Source organism: Fusobacterium sp., assembly GCF_019012925.1.
Classification (GTDB): Bacteria; Fusobacteriota; Fusobacteriia; order Fusobacteriales; family Fusobacteriaceae; genus Fusobacterium_A.
In genome coordinates this window covers 1-20,369 of record NZ_JAGIRL010000009.1, presented here as the reverse complement: position 1 = coordinate 20,369, position 20,369 = coordinate 1, and the positions used below count along the sequence as shown (strand labels likewise).

Annotated in this window: 21 protein-coding genes; 6 read left to right on the top strand and 15 right to left on the bottom strand. The window is 30.4% G+C overall.

From position 1 onward, the window contains the following. The 9 genes from QZ286_RS01690 to kduI all read right to left on the bottom strand — a co-directional run. Positions 1-297 (bottom strand): hypothetical protein (locus QZ286_RS01690; RefSeq protein ID WP_367243726.1); only part of this gene is annotated, 297 nt, incomplete at its 3' end. Between the two features lies 1 nt (position 298). Then, positions 299-1,120 (bottom strand): PTS system mannose/fructose/sorbose family transporter subunit IID, encoded by an 822-nt coding sequence (locus QZ286_RS01685; RefSeq protein WP_291255245.1) that lies wholly within the window; start codon positions 1,118-1,120, stop codon positions 299-301. Further along, entirely contained in the window at positions 1,110-1,928 is an 819-nt protein-coding gene (locus QZ286_RS01680) for a PTS sugar transporter subunit IIC (protein WP_291255244.1), read from the bottom strand. The genes QZ286_RS01685 and QZ286_RS01680 overlap by 11 nt, the downstream gene beginning before the upstream one ends. An 18-nt stretch (positions 1,929-1,946) precedes the next feature. Next, the gene (locus QZ286_RS01675) at positions 1,947-2,447 is read right to left on the bottom strand and encodes a PTS sugar transporter subunit IIB (protein WP_291255243.1); all 501 of its coding nucleotides are present in this window, start codon (positions 2,445-2,447) and stop codon (positions 1,947-1,949) included. Positions 2,448-2,459: 12 nt separating this feature from the next. Continuing rightward, entirely contained in the window at positions 2,460-3,647 is a 1,188-nt protein-coding gene (locus tag QZ286_RS01670) for a glycoside hydrolase family 88 protein (RefSeq protein WP_291255242.1), read from the bottom strand. Positions 3,648-3,808: 161 nt separating this feature from the next. After that, on the bottom strand, positions 3,809-4,546 hold the full coding sequence (locus tag QZ286_RS01665) for a GntR family transcriptional regulator (RefSeq protein ID WP_291255241.1): 738 nt from the start codon (positions 4,544-4,546) through the stop codon (positions 3,809-3,811). A gap of 60 nt (positions 4,547-4,606) precedes the next feature. Beyond that, positions 4,607-5,443, bottom strand: a complete 837-nt coding sequence (locus QZ286_RS01660; RefSeq protein WP_291255240.1) for a hypothetical protein — start codon at positions 5,441-5,443, stop codon at positions 4,607-4,609. Positions 5,444-5,615: 172 nt separating this feature from the next. After that, complete coding sequence (kduD, locus tag QZ286_RS01655; protein WP_291255239.1) at positions 5,616-6,389, bottom strand: 2-dehydro-3-deoxy-D-gluconate 5-dehydrogenase KduD; 774 nt, start codon at positions 6,387-6,389, stop codon at positions 5,616-5,618. A gap of 29 nt (positions 6,390-6,418) precedes the next feature. Further along, complete coding sequence (gene kduI / locus QZ286_RS01650; RefSeq protein ID WP_291255238.1) at positions 6,419-7,249, bottom strand: 5-dehydro-4-deoxy-D-glucuronate isomerase; 831 nt, start codon at positions 7,247-7,249, stop codon at positions 6,419-6,421. 226 nt (positions 7,250-7,475) lie between these two features. Here kduI and QZ286_RS01645 point away from each other — a divergent pair, with 226 nt between their 5' ends. Further along, complete coding sequence (locus QZ286_RS01645; protein WP_291255237.1) at positions 7,476-8,243, top strand: IclR family transcriptional regulator; 768 nt, start codon at positions 7,476-7,478, stop codon at positions 8,241-8,243. A 76-nt stretch (positions 8,244-8,319) separates the two neighbouring features. Here QZ286_RS01645 and QZ286_RS01640 read toward each other — a convergent pair whose 3' ends face one another. From QZ286_RS01640 to QZ286_RS01615, 6 genes are all read right to left on the bottom strand, one after another. Continuing rightward, the gene (locus QZ286_RS01640) at positions 8,320-8,928 is read right to left on the bottom strand and encodes an HAD family phosphatase (RefSeq protein WP_291255236.1); all 609 of its coding nucleotides are present in this window, start codon (positions 8,926-8,928) and stop codon (positions 8,320-8,322) included. Then, complete coding sequence (locus tag QZ286_RS01635; protein ID WP_291255235.1) at positions 8,925-9,713, bottom strand: response regulator; 789 nt, start codon at positions 9,711-9,713, stop codon at positions 8,925-8,927. Before QZ286_RS01635 ends, QZ286_RS01640 begins: the two co-directional genes overlap by 4 nt. Further along, entirely contained in the window at positions 9,710-11,377 is a 1,668-nt protein-coding gene (locus tag QZ286_RS01630) for a sensor histidine kinase (RefSeq protein ID WP_291255234.1), read from the bottom strand. Before QZ286_RS01630 ends, QZ286_RS01635 begins: the two co-directional genes overlap by 4 nt. Before the next feature lie 88 nt (positions 11,378-11,465). Beyond that, positions 11,466-13,121 carry an iron ABC transporter permease gene (locus tag QZ286_RS01625; RefSeq protein WP_291255233.1) on the bottom strand — a complete coding sequence of 552 codons (1,656 nt, stop codon included), beginning with the start codon at positions 13,119-13,121 and terminating at the stop codon, positions 11,466-11,468. Then, positions 13,111-14,232: an ABC transporter ATP-binding protein gene (locus QZ286_RS01620; protein ID WP_291255232.1), complete on the bottom strand. Its 1,122-nt coding sequence runs from the start codon at positions 14,230-14,232 to the stop codon at positions 13,111-13,113. Before QZ286_RS01620 ends, QZ286_RS01625 begins: the two co-directional genes overlap by 11 nt. Before the next feature lie 76 nt (positions 14,233-14,308). Next, positions 14,309-15,325 (bottom strand): ABC transporter substrate-binding protein, encoded by a 1,017-nt coding sequence (locus tag QZ286_RS01615; RefSeq protein WP_291255231.1) that lies wholly within the window; start codon positions 15,323-15,325, stop codon positions 14,309-14,311. Between the two features lie 247 nt (positions 15,326-15,572). Here QZ286_RS01615 and hrcA point away from each other — a divergent pair, with 247 nt between their 5' ends. The 5 genes from hrcA to QZ286_RS01590 all read left to right on the top strand — a co-directional run. Further along, on the top strand, positions 15,573-16,598 hold the full coding sequence (gene hrcA / locus QZ286_RS01610; protein ID WP_291255230.1) for a heat-inducible transcriptional repressor HrcA: 1,026 nt from the start codon (positions 15,573-15,575) through the stop codon (positions 16,596-16,598). Next, on the top strand, positions 16,591-17,181 hold the full coding sequence (gene grpE, locus QZ286_RS01605) for a nucleotide exchange factor GrpE (RefSeq protein WP_291255229.1): 591 nt from the start codon (positions 16,591-16,593) through the stop codon (positions 17,179-17,181). Before hrcA ends, grpE begins: the two co-directional genes overlap by 8 nt. A 62-nt stretch (positions 17,182-17,243) precedes the next feature. Beyond that, positions 17,244-19,064 (top strand): molecular chaperone DnaK, encoded by a 1,821-nt coding sequence (gene dnaK / locus QZ286_RS01600; RefSeq protein WP_291255228.1) that lies wholly within the window; start codon positions 17,244-17,246, stop codon positions 19,062-19,064. 92 nt (positions 19,065-19,156) lie between these two features. Further along, positions 19,157-20,029 carry an aldose 1-epimerase family protein gene (locus QZ286_RS01595; protein ID WP_291255227.1) on the top strand — a complete coding sequence of 291 codons (873 nt, stop codon included), beginning with the start codon at positions 19,157-19,159 and terminating at the stop codon, positions 20,027-20,029. 62 nt (positions 20,030-20,091) lie between these two features. Continuing rightward, a partial coding sequence (locus QZ286_RS01590) for a DnaJ domain-containing protein (RefSeq protein WP_291255226.1) occupies positions 20,092-20,369 on the top strand: 278 nt, incomplete at its 3' end.

Sequence of the window (20,369 nt, the reverse complement as noted above, 5' to 3'; positions counted from 1 at the left end):
CTCTTGCTTATCTGTTAACAGATAAGCAAGAGCTAAATCTAAAGTAAATCCATTACGACTAAGCATGAAGCACCACTCCTCATCCCCATTAGGAGTGTCCTTCCATTTATAGTCATTTATTTTATATGGAATAAAAGAACTTTCCATATCCATTGAGTCAGTAAATACTATCTCGTCATTTAATAAGTATTCACATCTTCTCATAATTTCTGATATAAAGTCATTATCTTCTTTTCTTACTCTTTCAACAAAAGAGTTTCTAAAAAAGTAACTTTGATAATCTTTTAATAGTTCCATACTACTTCAAAATTCCTAAAGCTGATAGAGCGATACCTAAAGTAAATAATAGAATTAATAATCTGTAAGTATTCCATTTTTTCTTTTTAAGTAGGTATAATACTAATCCTGTTATTGCTATTGGTAGTAAGCTTGGTAATATTTGATCTAAAACTTCTTGGAAACTTACTATTTTTTGAGTAGTTTGACCATTTATTGTCATTTCAGTAACATATTGTACTGCTAATTTTGCCTTAACAAATTTTGCCGCTAGTGCTGATATAACTGTTACTCCAACTATATTAGCTGCTTCTGATACCTCTCCAATTTTATCACTTAAACTTTTTATTGCTTTAGTTCCTAATTTATATCCTAAGAATCCTAAGAATAATTTTATCATAAGTGTTACAGATATCATTGCGAATAGGTATCCTAATGGAGCAAAACCAAGTCCACTAAGAGCAAGACCTGCAAATATTGTAGAAAATAGTGGTGCTAATCCAAACTGAGATATTGAATCTCCAATTCCTGATAATGGTCCCATTAGAGCCATTTTTATACTTCTAACGTTTGCTGCTGACTGACCATCTTGGTACATAGCAAGTTGTAAACTTGTTATGAAAGGTATTGTTTGTGGGTTTGTGTTATAAAATTCAAGGTTAGCTATTGCTACTTCTTTTAATTTTTCTTGGTCATTCTTATATATTTTTTTAAGTCCAGGTAATATAATATTTAAATATCCTACACCTTGATACTCGGTATAGTTAAAAGCACTTTGTAAAAGGTGTGCTCTTATTGTAGCTATTATATAATCTTTTTTAGTCAACATATTTTTAGATTCCATCACTAAAGTCCTCCTCATCAATATTATCTGTTACTGGTTTTACATTTCTAGTTTCAGTTACTGCTACAGGTGCATTAGCTTTTCCATTATAAGCTATTAAAGCAAATATTGCTCCTACTAAAGCTACTGCCATTATTGGAAGATTTAAGTAAGCAATACATACATAACCTAATATTGCATAAGGAATTACTTCTTTCTTTAACATTACAGATAATATCATAGCAAATCCAATTGCTGGTATTAATCCTCCTGCTACTGAGAATCCATCTATTAACCATTTTGGTAAAGCATCAACAAATAATTTTAATGCTGGTAAGCTTAAAGAAGCTGTTACCCCAATTATAAATCCTATTACTGCAAGTCCTAAAAAAGTAGAGTTAGCTATTAAAGCAAATTTCCCCCATTGACTCTTTTCTATAGCATTTTTCGCCCATTTTCCAGATCCAGCAAATAGTGTATAAGTAGCTGTTGTAATAAATTGGAAAAGAATTGCAAATGGGAAAGATAATGCTAATGCTGATTCAGGTGTAATTCCTTGATCTTTAAGTGTTATAGCCATTATAGTTCCAACTATTCCAGGTCCTACTGGGTTAGGTGGTACAGTTCCTCCAGGTCCAACTCCAAATCCCATAAATGCCAATTCAGATATAGCTCCAAATATAAGTGCAGTCTGTAAATCTCCTAAAACAATTCCTACAAAGAAAGCCATTACAATAGCTCTATTTGTATATATTCCAAGTAACATTCCTGAATAACAGAAGGCTGTTACTAATCCAATTAATATCCCTTGTACTAATGTAATTTCCATTACCTTAAACCCCCTTGATTATTTACGAATAGCTTGTCTTAAAGTTTCCACTGTCTGCTCTCCATCAGTAGATACTGGAGAAACTTTAGTGTTTAATTTTACATTGTATTTGTCCTCTAAAGTTCTTAAAGCTTCTTTATCTTCTGCTCCTAAGTATATGAATTGAGATACTTTCTCTTTTCCTTCACCAGAGTGGATATTTCCAACATTTAACTCATCCATTGGGAATCCTAAGTCACATAATCTTCTAGCATCTTCTGGACTAGCTACGATTACAAATATAGTTTGATGTGGAGCTGCTTTCCAGATTACTTTTGCAGTTCTTTCAACTGACCAGAATCTTGTTCCTATCTCTTTTGGTACAATTGAACTCATTAAAGTTTGTTGAATTTCATTTTCTGCTGCATCATCATTTGCAACGATTACTAGGTTTACTCCTAGGTTTTTGATCCATAATTGTCCTTGTCCGTGAATTAATCTCTCGTCGATTCTTACCATTTTAATATTAGGTTTGTTCATAATAAATTCCTCCTACCAATACATTTTCCAATTCTTTTTAAATCTAACTAAAGCTTCTAAATAAAAATAGTCTCCCCAAATGTTTCCTTCATTGACACCTTTTCCTGAATGCCAAGAGTAAACTCCTTCATTTATAAGAGCTTGTATTCCATCTGTTAAGTCATCAGTATAGTTATCAATTAAGCTTCCTAACATTGAATGTGCAGCATACTTATAAATAAGTTTATACTTATTTGTTTCTGGTAAATACTTATCCATTAAATTCATTCCACACACTGCTATTGCTGTAGCTGATGAATCTTTTGATTGTCCAGAATTATCTCCAAATATTAAATCCCAGTAACTTACGAAGTCTTTTGGTAATCTGTTTAAGAAATAGTTTGTAATAGCTTCAAATAACTCAATATTATCTTCATTTTCTACATATGAGTGGTTTAATGCTATTCCATATACTAACCAAGATTGACCTCTTGCCCAGCTTGAATCATCTGAATAACCTTGTCTTGTTTTTCCATGTGATGGAAGTCCTGTCTCTGGATCAAAGTAAAAAGTATGGAATGCTGATGCATCTTCACGAATTGCATTATTGATTGTAGATATATAGTGTTTCTTTGCAATTTCTCTATATTTAGTATCATTAGTTACTTCAGTAGCCCAGTATAATAATGGGATATTTAGTAAACAATCAACTATTAAACGATAGTTATCTTTTGCTCCTAATTCTCCCCAAGCTTGGATAAATTGTCCTTTCTCTTGATAACGGCTAATTAGTTTATCTGCTGCTAAGATAGCTGCTCTTTTAGCTTTCTCATTTCCAGTTAATTTGTATGCACTTACACAAGATATACTGTATAAGAACCCTAAGTCATGGTGTTCTACCTCTATGTTTTTTTCTATTCTATCTAAGAAAGACTCAACATTTTTTTCAGCTAAATTACGATATTTTACATCATTTGTAAGTTCATAACAAAGCCATAAAATTCCTGTCCAAAATCCATTAGTCCATTCTGTATTAGGCATTGGCTTATAAGCATTATTAAAAGTTGCAGGTGTTGGGAAAAGTTCTCCTAACTTAGCTATGTTTTTATCTACCTTACGTAGACACACATTGATTGCATCATTTAATTTCTCTTCTGAAATAAGTCCGTTATTGATATAACGCTCACTTCCTAATAAAAGTTCATGGTTTATTTTTCTCATTTCTACCTCTTTCCACATTTAAAAATTTGTTCTCAACTCAACACGTTAATCGGTTATGACTTTATATTATAACAATTTCATTTTAATGTCAATATTTTTTTGAAAAATAAAAAAAACAGTCCATTTTAGAACTGTTTTTTCAAATTTAAAACATCGATATTTTAGTATTCTGAAGCTATCTCTATCTCATAATAGTTAGGATGAATATAACTTTGCATATAAACTATAGGCTCTTCATCTGAGTTATAAGTTATTTTTTCTAGGCAAATAAGAGATATATCCTCTCTCTTTTCTAGCTCATCATTTCCTTCAACCATTATTTTAAAAATATCTGAACTTCTATCTAAAGTTACATATCTAATTTTCATCTTAATAGGAAAATTCACAGTGTGTTCAGTTATATTTAACTCTTTTGATAAACTTGCACCTTTATTTAATCTCTTTATTACATCAGCAGATAACTTATTGCTAAATATATATCTATCTTGAACTTTCCAAATAATTTCATTTACATAAGCTATCTGTCTAATATGAATAATTTTTTCTTTTCCTGTTCTACTTCCTAATTTCACACTTATCTCTTTATCAGTATAAGGAGAAGAAATTTTTGTTACTGTCTTTTCAGCAACTATCTGTGATACTTTATCTTTTGGAGTAAGTTCGCTAAATAGTACTTTTTTATGTAAAAGATGTCTTCTTACATACGTTCCCTTACCCTGTCTTCTTATTAATATTCCCTCATTAACTAAATCATTTAAAGCTTTTACAACTGTAGTATTACTAACTGAATACTTTTCTTTTAACTCACTCTCTGAGTAAATCTTTTCTCCAGCCTTAAATATCCCCTCATCTATTTTTTTTATAATCTCTCTTTTTATGATCTCATACTTAGGTAGCATATACCTCCTCCTACTCAATTCTTCTAAAGTTATTATATAATACTTTTTTATAATTTAAAACTACTTTAAATTATTTTTTCCATATACATCTAACTGTGTAAGTGCTGGAAATGGAGAAGGATCTGTATCTTGAATCAACTCTTGGAATCTTACCCAAGTTATTAATTTCTTTTCAAATCTGAATTTTTGAGGTGTATGAATTTTATTTAAACTTATAACCTCTTTACTTCCATCAGAAAATTCTAAAGTAGCCTGTGTCCAATAACTATCATGTGGAAAATCACATCTTATTGTTATATCTACTCTATCTATCTCTACTTCACGTCCAAAATCCAATGTTAAAGCAGCATCTAGCTGTTGATTTATACCCCAAGATGCATATGGATATGATCCGTGACTATTATTTGCATATACTCCATCTATTGCATTACAAGCAAAAAATGTAGCTTCATTTCTTGTTTCTACATTTGCAAAGGCATATGGATAAGCACCGTTGTACTCATTTAAAGCGTGTGTATTTCTTGCTAAGTTTCTATATTGACTTATCTCGAAATCCTCAGCATATCTTACACTAATATAGTGTCTTTTTCCTGTAAATGCTGTGTCAACTCTAGCTTTTACACGATTTTCAGCTATTGGAACTGTATATATCCATTCTGTCCCTTTCAAATAGATTAAATCTTCATTTAAGCTCTCATCTAAACGAACCATTAGATATTGATTAGGTTCATCAACTACTATTTTAAAATAATCTCCCTCTTCATATATCAAATCTTGTGTTGAAAGATAAGTTATAGCCTCATCTGTTTTTGCCATAATAGTTGGAGCTTTTCCTGGTTTATTTTGTCCATTACGTATATTTCCATTTTTATTATGTAAAGAAATTGTTATTGCCATACATTGTCCCCCTTGTTTTTATTAATCTTATCATCTTAATTTTAACACGTTAACACGTTGTTTGCAAGTTGTTTAATAATTAATTTTTAACCTAAATATAAAAACTACACCCTCTCTCAAATACTGAGTTTTAGGGTGTAGCATAAAAGGGATTATTTAATTAGATTATAAATTATCTTACTAACCAACCACCGTCAACAGCTAATATATGTCCATTTACATAGTCTGAAGCACGGCTTGCTAAGAATACTACTGTTCCCATTAAATCAAATGGATCTGCCCATCTATTTGCAGGAATTCTTCCTAATATCTCAGCATTTCTCTCTTTGTCAGCTCTAATTGGAGCTGTGTTAGCTGTTTTTATATATCCTGGAGCTATTGCATTTATTTGGATATTTTTACATGCTAACTCATTAGCAAAAGCTTTTGTAATTCCTGCTACAGCGTGTTTACTAGCTGTGTATGGTGGTACAAATTTTCCACCTTGGAATGATAACATTGAAGCTATATTGATTATTTTTCCTGATCCTTGTGGTACCATAACTTTTGCAACTTCTTGGCTTAGGTGGTATACAGCATCAATATTTATTGCCATAACAGCATCCCAATCCTCTTCCTTGTACTCAAGTAATGGAGCTCTTCTAATAGTTCCTGCGTTGTTTACTAATATATCTATTTTTCCATAAACAGATAAACACTCAGCTACTACTTTCTTAATATCATCTTTTAATGTTAAGTTAGCCTGAACAAAGTGAACTTTTCTTCCCTCTTTTTCAACTAACTCTCTTGTTTCTTGCCAATCTGTATCATAAGTTACAACTAATAAATCTGCACCAGCTTTTGCAAGAGCTACAACATAAGCTTGTCCTAACCCTGTATTTCCTCCAGTTACAATTGCAACTTTATCTTTTAATGAGAAAAAATCCATTGAAAAATTATCTAACATTATCTATTACCTCCAAAAATATTAATCGACTATCTTAAATCTTCCATTGCTACATGGTCCATATCAGTAAATGTTTGGTTTTCTCCAACCATTCCCCATATGAATGTATATCCACCTGTTCCTACACCACTATGAATTGACCAAGATGGAGAGATTACAGCCTCATCATTTTTCATAACTATGTGTCTAGTCTCAGTAGGCTCTCCCATTAAATGGAATACTCTTGTATCTTTTTCCATATCAAAATAGAAGTAAACTTCCATTCTTCTGTCATGTGTATGGCAAGGCATACTGTTCCATACTGATCCATCTTCTAATGCTGTCATTCCCATTACTAATTGACAAGTATCTAGTACATCTGGGTGAATATATTGGTTAATTGTTCTTTTGTTTGATGTTTCAATGCTTCCTAAGTGAACTTTTTTAGCATCAACTAATCCTATTTTCTTTGTAGGATATGCTTTGTGAGCTGGAGCTGAGTTCATATAGAATTTAGGTGGATTTTGAGGATCTACTGCTTTAAATAATACCTCTTTTACTCCCATTCCAACATAGATAGCATCTTTGAATCCTAACTCATATTCAGTTCCGTCTAGAGATATTACTCCTGCTCCTCCAACGTTTATTATTCCTAACTCTCTTCTCTCTAAGAAAAAGTTACTTCCTAACTCTTTACTTCCCTCTAATTTTAAAGTTTCCTGTGCTGGACAAGCTCCTCCAACAATTATTCTATCAAAGTGAGAATAAACTAATTTTATTTTATCTGCTAAAAATAAATCTTGAATTAAATATTCCTCTCTTAGTCTATTTGTATCATATGCTTTTGCATCTTTATTATTTGAAGCATAACGTATTTCCATTGTTTCATCTCTCCTTTTCATTTAAATTTATATTTATTCGTATTTACGTTCTAGTTCGTATTTTAGTACATCTTAATAAAAAGATATCACATTTTTTTCAATAAGTAAAGCAAAATTTTATTTTTTTGAAATTATTGAAACAAGTTTATAAAGTTTGATTTTTTGAAAAATTTTTGTTATCATAAACATAGAATATGTAAAGAAATAAAAAAGGAAGTAATAAATTATGAGCTCACATAAACCAACAGAGAGAGTTATAAATATATTGAATGTTGTTTCAAAAAATCCAAATAAACTAACTCTTTCAAATATATCAAAACAATTGAATATACCCAAAAGTACACTATCACCAATTCTAAAAACACTAGTTGAATCAGAACTTTTGAATTTTGATATAGCTACTCAAACCTATGCTGTAGGTCTTGAAACTTTTCAAATTGGACAATCATACCTAAATAGTATCAATGGATTGGATATTGTAAAATCTCATATGAGAAGTATTGTAAATGAGTGTAATGAAACTTGCCAATTGGGAATTAACCATAGAAATGAAGTTCTATATCTCACTAAAGTTGAAAGTCGTCAACCTATCAAACTACTATCTTCTATTGGTAGAAATTTACCTCTTTATTGCACTGGACTTGGAAGAGCTTTATTATTTGAATATTCAGAGGAAGATATTAGAGAGCTTTATTCTGAAGAATTAGATAAATTTACAGAATATACCATCAATAATCTTGATGATATTGTCGATCTAGTAAATAGATGTAGAGAAGAGGATTATGCGTATGAGAAACAAGAGATAACTACTGATGCTTGTTGTATAGCTGTTCCCATAAGAATAAACAACAGTATTCAAGCGGCTCTTGGAGTTAGTTTTCCTGTGGTTAGGGCAACTGAGGAGCATATTAATGACATTATCTCCCTTTTAAAACTACACTCAAAAATGATCTCCCATGAATTAAGCAATCTAAATATAAATCATATATTATAATATCTAGGCTTAAAATCTTGAGAAAACTGTAAGAATTGTAGAGTCATAACAATTCTTAAGTTTTCTTATTTTTCAGCTAAATTTTCATCTTTAAAACTCTTTCTAACTCCTCTTTCAGTTTGGATTTTTCAGTTAAGTGTATCGTCTCTATTCCCAATTCACTAGCTTTTTCAACATTGTTCAAGGTATCATCTATAAATAAAGTTTCTTTCTCTAACAAATCATATTTTTTCAAAAGAGTTCTATATATCTCCTCTTCAGGTTTTAACAAGTTTACATCATAAGAGATTACTCCACCGTCAAAATATCTATCAAAATTGCACTTTTTAGCTATCTCTAAATATGCTTCTCTATGAAAATTTGAAAGTATATACAACTTATAACCTTTTCTCTTTAAATTACTTAAAAGTTCTAAATTCTCCTCAATAGGGAACAAAACATCTTGTATACTATTATCAAATAGATATTTTATACTCTCCCTCTCTTCAGGAAGTTTTTCTGAAAATATCTCCACCGCTCTATTATATTCTAGTATTCCTCTATCTAGATCTAACCACTCTTTACTTTTAAAAACAACTTCATTAAATTTAGTAAAATTCTCCTCTTTCACATTCCTAATAATAAATTTTTGAGGATTATACTCTATCAACACATTTCCTAAATCAAATACAATATTTTTTATCATTTAGACACCTCATTTTTTATAAACTCTCCTGGAGCTACTCCCATATATTTTTTAAATACATTACAAAAATGCTTGTAATCTGTGAATCCTACTCTATCTGAAATCTCATACATTTTTAGCTCCTGTTCTAAAAGTAATTTTATAGATTTTTCAACCCTATACTTATTCACAATCTCCAAAAATGTTTCATCTAACTCCTCTTTAAATTTTCTACTCAAATAACCAGAACTCACCTCCAACTCCTCTGAAACATCAACTATATTCATTTTTTTACTATAATTCTCCTTGATATTTTTCAATGCTTTATACACATACTTATTTTGTGCTCTTGCCTTTTCAATATGAGAATCTATATCAAAAAAACTATTTTTTTCCTCTTCATTACCTGTTATTTTTTTAAGATTTTTTTGCTCCTCAACTCTTTGTTTAACCTTATCTAAAGCTGAATATAGTAGTTCCTCGTCTAATGGTTTTAAAATATAGTCTATAACTCCTAAATTTATCCCCTCTTTTGCATACTCAAATTCACCATAACTTGTAAGTAAAATAGTTTCAAAACGGATCCCTCTTAAGTAACACTCCTTTACCATCTCAAGACCACTCATCTTTGGCATTTTTATATCTGTAATAACTAAATCTGGAAAGTTTTGAATTATTTTCTCCATACCATCTAATCCATTTATAGCTTCTCCTATTATAATACAACCCTTTGATTCCCAATCAATTGTTCCAATAAGTCCCTTTCTTATAATCTCTTCATCTTCCACAATCAATACTTTAATCATCTGACCTCACTATCTCTAAAGGGAATTTCTATCTTTATATATGTTCCCTTTCCTACAGTACTTCTTATTTTTAAACCATAAGTATCTCCATATAGTAGTTCTATTCTTCTTTGAACGCTATATATACCTAAATTCTCCTTCATTGTTAAGGAATTTAGATACAACTTATTTCTCAACTCTCTCAAAATTTCTCTTTTTATTCCACTTCCATTATCAAAGATCTCTATTCTAATATCTCTATTTACCTTTCTTATTCTTATATGTATCTTGAATTCTCGATCTTGAGTATATCCATATTTTATTGAATTTTCAACAATTGGCTGAACTATTAATTTAGGAGTCAGATGATTTTTTAGTTCCTCTTCTCCCTCTATCAAATATTCAAAATTCTCTCCTAATCTCAATTTTTGAAGTTCCAAATAGTTTTTTATATAAAAAATCTCCCTCTCTATTGTCACTTCAGAACTCTTATTTTCAATACTAAATCTAAGTATTGATGCCATATTAAGTATTATTTTATTGGCTTTTACTTTATCTAAATGAATGGTATATCTCAACATCTCTAAAGTATTAAAAAGAAAGTGTGGATTAAATTGACTCTCTAACTGTTTTATCTCAGCTAGTACACTGTGTCTTGCCTCCTCTTTATTCTTCTCAATAAGTTTTTTTATATTTAAGAGCATCTGATTGTATGTTCGCCCTATCAATTCAAACTCATCGTTAGAGTTTATATCAATCTCTGTATCTAAATCACCAGTTTCAATATTTTTAATTGCTCTCACTATCTCCTCAATTGTTTTTGTTTTATTCAAAGCTATTCTTTTAGCAACTTTGGACATAAAAAATATCAAAAATATAAAGACTAACGTTATATAAAGAAAGCTTTCACTAAAATTATTGAATATATAATCAACAGATGAGATACAGTAGATCTCTACATTTGAATAAAACACCTTTTTTCTATTTATATAGTATCTCTTACTGCCATATTTTAAGTGTTTTTTTTCAATTCTAAACTCTTTTTTTAACTTATCCAAAGAATCTTCAAAATTTGTACTATTGGTTGCTATAATATTATTATACCTATCTGTAATAACAACTCCAAAATTCTCAGAATTTCCCATTATTTCTTGGAAATTACTATCTAAAATATGATGTACAAGATAACCTCTAACCCTGCCATCTATTTTTATTGCTTTACCAACTGAATAGTTACTTGAGTGTCCATCTCTAAAATAGAACTTTCCTACAAAATCTATCGTCTTATTTTTATTGGATAACATTCTATAAAAAAATCCCCAAATATAACCATTACTTTTTCCTAAAAACTCTGCATTTGTCATCAATATATTTATATTCTCATCATATAGTACAAACTTCCCTTTTACCTCTCTATTCAACAAACTTTTATAGAAAATACTATATGTCTTCTCATCAACTTTTCCATTAAGAACAACATTTTTTATACTCTCATCTGAACTCAATCTCTCAATTTCAGTATAGGTTTTAGAGATTAATTCGTCTGTTGTCTGTGCTAAAAAATCTAAATTTTTCTGGTTATTACTCTTTATTGCCTGATAATTTAAGTAATATATCATTCCATAACCAATAAGTGCTGTAAAAATAATAGGAATGAGTGAATAAAAAATCAAAATTTTTTTCATTTGTTCTTTAAAACTGATAAAATTTCTTTCCTTCATTCTACTCATTCCTTTTTTATCTTATTGTAGCACTATTTTTTTATTAATTCCATTAAATATTTACATTTCTTCCACCAGTTACTCTAAAGAAAATCAATAAAGAGATTATGGTAGTAACAGTTAGTATTGTAGATAGAGCAGCAGCTGTTCCATAACTTGCTCTAATAACCTCAGTATAAATAGATACAGACATTGTTCTAGTAAATCCAGTATATAATATAACTGAAGAACTCAATTCATTTATAACTGTTATCCAGCTTAGAATAGCTCCTGATAATACTCCTGGTAACATCATTATAGATGTTATCTTGAAGAAAGTTTTTACTGGTGAACACCCTAAACTAATAGATGCCTCCTCTAAACTTGGACTGATCTGATATAAAATTGCAGCTGCAGATCTTAAAGTATATGGTAATCTTCTAATTACAAAAGATATTACAATTATAATTGCTGTTCCGCTTAGTAATAATGGTTTACTATTAAAAGCTAATAGTAAAGTTATACCGATTACAGATCCAGGTATAATATATGGAAACATTGTCATTGTATCAATAATTCCTGTTAAAAAATTTTTCTTTCTTGTTGAAATATATGCAATAAACATTCCTAATAAAATTATTATTACAATTGCTGTTCCACCATATAAATATGTATTAAAAATAGCATTTCCCATTCTAGAGAAAACTTTTTCATAGCTTTCTAGAGAGAACTCTCTTACAAACATTGAACCTCTAGTCTTTAAAAATGATGTATAAATTACTGTAATTTGAGGTATTATTGATAAAATAACAACAAAATAGATAAATATATGCATCAATATTCCTTTAGTTCCTTTTAACTCTTTAGGTTGAATAGGTCTCAGAGAACTCATTACAAAGGATTTTTTATTAACTATATATTTCTGCCCTAAAAAAAGCACTATTGTTATAAACACTAGAACAGTTGCCATAGCAGCAGCAAAGTTAGCATTTCCACCCATCTCTCCTACAAACTCCGAATAAATTAGTACTGGCATAACATTATACCCCTCTCCTATCAACATTGGAGTTCCAAAGTCTGCCATAGCATTCATAAATACTAATAACCCTCCAGACATAAGTGTAGGTAAGATCAAAGGCATAATAATAGTAGAAACCTTCTTAAATGTTGTACAACCTAGACTTTCAGCAGCTTCACTCAAAGATACATCAATTTTTTTCAATGCTCCTGAAACATAGAGATATATAAATGGATATAATTTTAAAGTAAATACTAAGAGTATTCCTGAAAATCCATAAATTGTAGGTAGTTTTATTCCGAAAGAGTTTCTAAAAAACTCTGTTACAACTCCACTTCTACCACATAACAATACCCAAGAGTAAGCCCCTATAAATGGTGGTGACAACATTGAGATTATAATTAAAACTTCCATAAGTCCTTTTAATTTAACTTTATACGCTGTCATAAAATATGCTATTGGCACTCCGATTAAGATAGCTATTACAGTAACACAAGTAGTTACCTTAAAACTATTTAACAAACCTTGATAATAGTATTTTCTTCCAAAAAATCTAGCAAAATTTGTCAAACTCCACTGATCAGTTGCAGGATCCTTAAATCCACTTATAAACAGTGAAAAGAGTGGATATATTAAAAATAGTGTAAATATTAGGGCAATTATCAATGTTATACTTGTCCAAAAATCCCATTTGAATTTTTTATTCAACATATATCTCCACCCCTTTAATCAAACTTTTTTCTCCATCTGAAGAGAATATATTTATCTTTTTAGAATTAGGTTTTAAATATATCTTCTCTCCTACTTGATATATCCTATTTGCATGTCCTATATCTTGTGAAAACTCTAAGGCTGGCATATTTTCCACAATCTCATCTTTTAAAGCTTCCACTTCATAAGTATTGTATTTCCCTAAGAAAGTACTTGTTTTTATCTCTACCTCTATTCCTTTTTCAGCTATAGAGAACTCTTCTGGACGAATGGCTATCATAACACTTTCACCATCTTTGACACTGTCTAACAAATTATCCATCTCTATCTCATAACCACTTTTCAAAACTACAATTTTCTTATTATTTTCAACTCTTACTCTTCCTCTAAATAGATTAGAATAACCAATAAAAGTTGCTACAAATTGATTATATGGTCTTGTATATATATCGTGTGGAGCTCCTAGTTGCTGTATTACCCCTTTATTTATAACTGCTATTCTATCTGAAATTGCCAAAGCTTCCTCTTGATCGTGAGTTACATATACAGTTGTTATCCCAACTTTTTTCTGTACATCTCTTATAGCTGAACGCATCTCCAATCTCAATTTAGCATCTAAGTTAGAAAGAGGTTCATCCATCAATAAAACACTTGGATGAATTACAATTGCTCTTGCTAAAGCTACCCTCTGTTGTTGCCCTCCTGATAATCTCTCTGGCAATCTATCTTGGTACTCAGTTATCTTAACAACATCTAAGATATTATCAACTTTACTCTTTATCTCATCTTTCTCTATTTTTCTCAATTTAAGTCCATACTCTACATTCTCTCTAACTGTCATATGTGGAAAAATAGCATAACTTTGGAAAACCATTCCTATATTTCTTTTATGGGCAGGAACATCATTGATTACTTTATCATCAAAACAGATCTCTCCATCTTCAATACTATTAAATCCAGCTATCATTCTTAGAAGTGTAGTTTTTCCACAACCAGAAGGACCTAAAAGAGTAAAAAACTCTCCATTTTTTATCTTTACTGACATTCCAGGAATAATTACATTATCGCCAAATTTTTTTACTACATTATTTACATTTATAGCTACACTCATTCTCATCTCTCCTTATATATAAAATTGCCCATCAACATAGTATCAATTCTGTAAATGGGCAAATCATAATTACAACTTATTTTGTATAAATATCTTTAAATTTATCTAGCCAAACCGCTTTTTGAGATTTTACAACTTCAATATCATCTTCAATTACGTTGATATCTTCCAATCTTTTTAATCCTTTTCCAGGTTCAACATCTTTTCTGATACTTCTTCTATTCAACTGATTTGTAATCATTGTTTGAGCCTCTTTACTAGTTAAGAAATCAACAAATAATTTTGCATTTTCCAAGTTTTTACAATTTTTTATAATATATGTACCATCTGGTTTAACTATAACTCCCTCTTCCATATATACAACTTCCACTGGAGCATCAGAGTTTACATATTTTACAGCTCCCTCTTCAAAAGTCAATCCAACTGTATACTCTCCATCAGCTACCCCTTTATAAACAGCTGAAGATCCTGAAAGAAGAGTGTAGTTTAAGTTCTCCATCAATTGTTTTACATAATCCCAACCATTATCTGGATTACCATTTCCCATTGCATATAACATATTAACTAGGTGTTCAAATGAAGATGATGATTTTGCTGGATCAGAAAAAGCTATTTTTCCTTTTAAAGCTGGATTTAATAGATCTTTATACCCCTCTATCTTAATATCTCCAATCAGATTTTTATTTACCATTATGACACTTGGAACTGCTGTAAATCTTGTCATATTTCCTTCAACATTTTTATAACTTTCATAAAAATACTCTTCGTTTTTACTTGTATATGGTAAAAATGAGTCTTTTACAGGTTCAACAGTTGTTATTGTTCCTCCCCATAATACATCTGCTAATGGATTATCTTTCTCAGATTCTATTCTCTTCATCAACTCACCAGTACCAGCTGCTATAACCTCAACTGAAACTCCATTTTTCACTTCAAACTCTTTTACTAAAGGATCTATAAATTCCAAAGGGTGTGGACAATAAACAGTTAGCTTTTTAGTATTAGCCTGTTCTGCCTCCTCCTTTTCTCCACCGCAACCAATAAAGAATACAGACATTATTAAACTTAAAATGAATAGAAATAATTTTTTCATCACATATACCCCCTTTATATCTTTATAACTTTATAATACTTTAACATTTCAAATTTTTAAATACTATTTTATAATATTTTATACTTAAAACGTACTTTTTTTTCTAAAATTATATAAATAAATCTGCAAATTATCATAAATAAAGGTTTTTATAAAAAACTATTGACAAAAAAGAAAAAATATTATATATTTACTGTATAAGAATTAGCACTCTTAAATAGTGAGTGCTAACAAAAAGGTGGTTAAAATGTCTATAACAGATAGAGAAAAGTTAGTATTAAATGCTATAGTGAATTATTATCTCACTTTCGGAGATACTATAGGCTCTAGGACATTGGTAAAAAAATATGGAATAGATCTTTCATCAGCAACTATTAGAAATGTAATGGCTGATTTGGAAGATATGGGATTTATAGCAAAAACACATACTTCTTCTGGAAGAATTCCTACTGACAAAGGTTATAAATATTATCTTGAAGAACTTTTAAAAGTAGAAAAATTAACTAAACAAGAGAAAGAAAATATTGAGTTAGCGTATGAAAATCGTGTAAATGAATTAGATATGCTTTTACAGCAAACTTCTTCATTATTATCAAAACTAACTACATATGCTGGAATCGCTATGGAACCAGCTGTAGTAATGGAAAGAGTTAAAAAAGTTGAGTTGGTACATATTGATGATTTCATGGTTGTAGTAATTATTGTTTTAGATAATAGATCTGTAAAAACTAAAAAATTAGTACTTACTTCTCCTATTAGCAGAGAGGAATTAGCTAATATTGCTCATGAGTTAAATAAAAGAGTTTTATTAGAAGATCTAAGTCTAGTTGATATTGAGAACTACATCTTAGGAAAAAATGAGATCATTACAGATGTAGCTGAACATTACGAAGATGAGGGAAAACTATTTATTAATAATGTTCCAAGCATTTTTAGAGATAAGCATGTGAATGAGGTTTCTGAGGCATTGGAGCTATTCCATCATAGAAGAGATATAAGAGGAATATTTGAACATATAATTAATACCAAAAAATCTACAAATGGAAGAGTGGAGGTAGTTTTTGGTGATGAGCTTGGAATTAAAGGATTAGAAGATTACAGCTTTGTGTATTCAACTTATAATATAGGTGATTCTCAAGGTGTTATTGGAGTAATCGGCCCAAAAAGAATGGCTTATTCAAAAACAATGGGATTAATTAAATATGTAACTCAAGAGGTAAATAAGATAATAAATAAAAATCAGATTGAAAGAAAGGAAGAAACAGATGTTTAAAAAGAAAGATAACAAAGCTGAAGAGATAAAAGAGAAAAAAGAGTGTGGTTGTGAACCAGATTACAACTGTACTTGTAAAGATGAAGATAAAGTAGAAGAGTGCAAATCTGAGGATATTCTATCTCTTAAGGATGAAGAGATTGGAAAATTAAAAGCTGAAGTTGAGGATTGGAAACAATCATATTTAAGAAAACAAGCTGAATTCCAAAACTTTACCAAGAGAAAAGAAAAAGAGATGGAAGAGCTTAGAAAATTCGCTTCTGAAAAGATAGTAACTAAACTTTTAGATGGATTGGATAACTTAGAAAGAGCTATCTCTGCTTCTGAAGCTACCAAAGACTTTGATGGACTAGTAAAAGGTGTTGATATGATACTTGGTCAATTAAAGGGAATTATGGAAAGTGAAGGTGTAGAGCCTATCACTGCTGAAGGAAAATATGATCCTGTTTATCATCATCCAGTTATGGTTGAAGATAATCAAGAGTTTGAAGATGATCACATCATCTTAGAACTTCAAAAAGGTTATACAATGAAAGGTAAAGTAATTAGACCATCTATGGTTAAAGTTTGTAAAAGAGGATAATTAATAATTGAGTATATAAAAAATTTAAATATAGAATTAAGAGTATTTTAGGAGGTTTTAAAATGAGTAAAATAATCGGTATTGACTTAGGAACAACAAACTCTTGTGTATCAATAATGGAGGGAGGTAACGTAACTGTTATCCCTAACTCAGAAGGAGCAAGAACTACTCCATCAGTAGTAAATATAAAAGAAAATGGAGAGATCATTGTAGGAGAGATTGCAAAAAGACAAGCTATTACTAACCCTACTTCAACTGTAAGTTCAATCAAAACTCATATGGGATCTGATTATAAAGTAGAAATATTTGGAAAAAAATACACTCCACAAGAGATTTCTGCTATGACATTAAAAAAATTAAAAAAAGATGCTGAAGCTTACTTAGGAGAAGAAATTAAAGAAGCTGTTATCACAGTTCCTGCATATTTCACTGACTCTCAAAGACAAGCTACTAAAGATGCTGGAGCAATAGCTGGATTAGATGTAAAAAGAATTATAAACGAACCAACTGCTGCTGCATTAGCATATGGATTAGAGAAGAAAAAAGAGGAAAAAGTTCTTGTATTTGACTTAGGAGGAGGAACTTTTGACGTATCAGTTCTTGAAATTGCTGATGGTGTAATAGAAGTTATGGCAACTGCTGGAAACAACCACTTAGGTGGAGATAACTTTGACGATACTATTATCGAATGGTTAACAAGCGAATTTAAAAAAGAAACTGGAATAGATTTATCTAATGATAAAATGGCTTACCAAAGATTAAAAGATGCTGCTGAAAAGGCTAAAAAAGAGTTATCATCAATGATGGAAACTTCAATCTCTTTACCATTCATCACTATGGATGCTACAGGACCTAAACACTTAGAGATGAAGTTAACAAGAGCTAAATTTAATGATTTAACTAGACACTTAGTTGAAGCAACTCAAGGACCTACAAAAACAGCTCTTGCAGATGCTAAATTATCACCAAACGAAATTGATGAGATCTTATTAGTAGGAGGATCTACAAGAATACCAGCTGTTCAAGAGTGGGTAGAATCATTCTTCGGTAAAAAACCTAACAAAGGAATCAACCCAGATGAAGTAGTTGCTTCAGGAGCTGCTATTCAAGGTGGAGTATTAATGGGAGATGTTAAAGACGTATTACTACTAGACGTAACTCCATTATCATTAGGAATCGAAACTCTTGGTGGAGTATTTACTAAGATGATAGAGAAAAATACAACTATTCCTGTTAAAAAATCACAAGTTTATTCTACAGCAGTAGATAACCAACCAGCTGTTACAATCACTGTATTACAAGGTGAAAGAGCTAAAGCTGCTGACAACCATAAATTAGGAGAATTCAACCTAGAAGGAATTCCTGCAGCTCCAAGAGGTGTACCTCAAATTGAAGTAACTTTTGATATAGATGCTAATGGAATCGTTCACGTATCAGCTAAAGACTTAGGAACAGGAAAACAAAATACTGTAACTATCTCTGGATCAAGCAACCTATCTAAAGAAGATATTGATAGAATGACTAAAGAAGCTGAAGCTAATGAAGCTGAAGATAGAAAATTCAAAGAGTTAGTTGAAACTAGAAACAAAGCAGATATGTTAATCTCTTCTACTGAAAAATCATTAAAAGAGTATGGAGATAAAGCAACTGAGCAAGAGAAAAAAGATATTGAAGCTGCTATAGAAGAGCTTAAAAAAGTAAAAGATGGTGAAGATAAAGAGGCTATCGATAAAGCTATGGAACACCTATCTCAAGTAGCACATAAATTTGCTGAAGAGATCTATAAAGAAGCTCAAGCTAAGGCACAAGCAGGTCAAGCAGGAGCTGGACAAGAAACTAAAAAAGCTGATGATGATGTAGCTGAAGCTGAAGTAGTAGACTAATATATAGTTAAAAGATAGATATATTAAAAGGGAAGATGGGGGAAGCCCCTCTTCCCTTATCTTAAATTTAAGAGATAATGGGAGAGTAAATTATGGAGATAAAATTAAATAATGGGCTACTTGAAGTTAGAGTAGAGAGTTTTGGAGCTGAGTTAGTAGGATTAAGAGATTTAAAAACTAATAGAGAATATATGTGGCAGAAAGACCCTAAATTTTGGGCTAAATGTTCACCTATACTATTTCCATTTGTGGGAGCATTAAAAGAGAATAGATACTTTTATAATGGAGAAAAGTACAGTATAACTACTAGACATGGATTTGCAAGAGATTATGAATTTACTATTAATTCTCAAGATGAAAATTCAGTGGAATTTCTATTTGTAGGAAATGAAACTACTAAAAAATCTTATCCTTTCAACTTTAAACTTTATTTAAAATATGTACTAGTTGGAAAAAAATTGAGATTAGAGTATAGAGTTGAAAACTTAGATGACAAAAAAATGTACTTTTCACTAGGAGCTCATCCTGCATTTGCAACTCCTATCTCTGAAAATGTTGATTACTCTGATTATTATATTGAATTTGAAAAAGAGGAGAGCGGAGAGGTTAAAGTATTAGATGGTGGTTTTGTTAACCCTGAACTTACTAAAAAAGTATTTGATGGAAAGAAAATCCCATTAGCTAAAGAGACTTTTAAAAATGATGCCCTTGTTATTGAAAATCCTAATTCATATAGGGTAAATATAAAAAATGATAAAAATGGTTACAATATGAGCTTCTCTTATAAAGGGTTCAAATATATGGCTTTCTGGAATGTGCCAGGTGCTGAATATGTTTGTTTAGAGCCTTGGTGTGGAATAACTGACTATGCAAACTCAAATGGTAACATAGAAGATAAGCAAGGTATTGAAGTACTTGAAGGTAAGGAAAATTTTACAAGAAATATTGAAATAGAAATTCTTTAATTAAAAAAATTATGATATAATAGTTGGGTATATATTAAAATTTTAGAAGGAGAGAATATTAAATGGCAGAAAAAAGAGATTATTATGAAGTTCTTGGTATATCTAAAGGAGCTTCAGATGATGAGATAAAAAAAGCATATAGAAAAGCAGCCATGAAATACCACCCTGATAAATTCAGTAATGCAAGTGATAAAGAGAAAAAAGATGCTGAAGATAAATTCAAAGAAGTTAACGAAGCATATCAAGTGTTATCTGATAGTCAAAAGAAAGCTCAATATGATCAATTTGGACATGCAGCTTTTGAACAAGGAGCTGGTGGATTTGGTGGCGGATTCGGTGG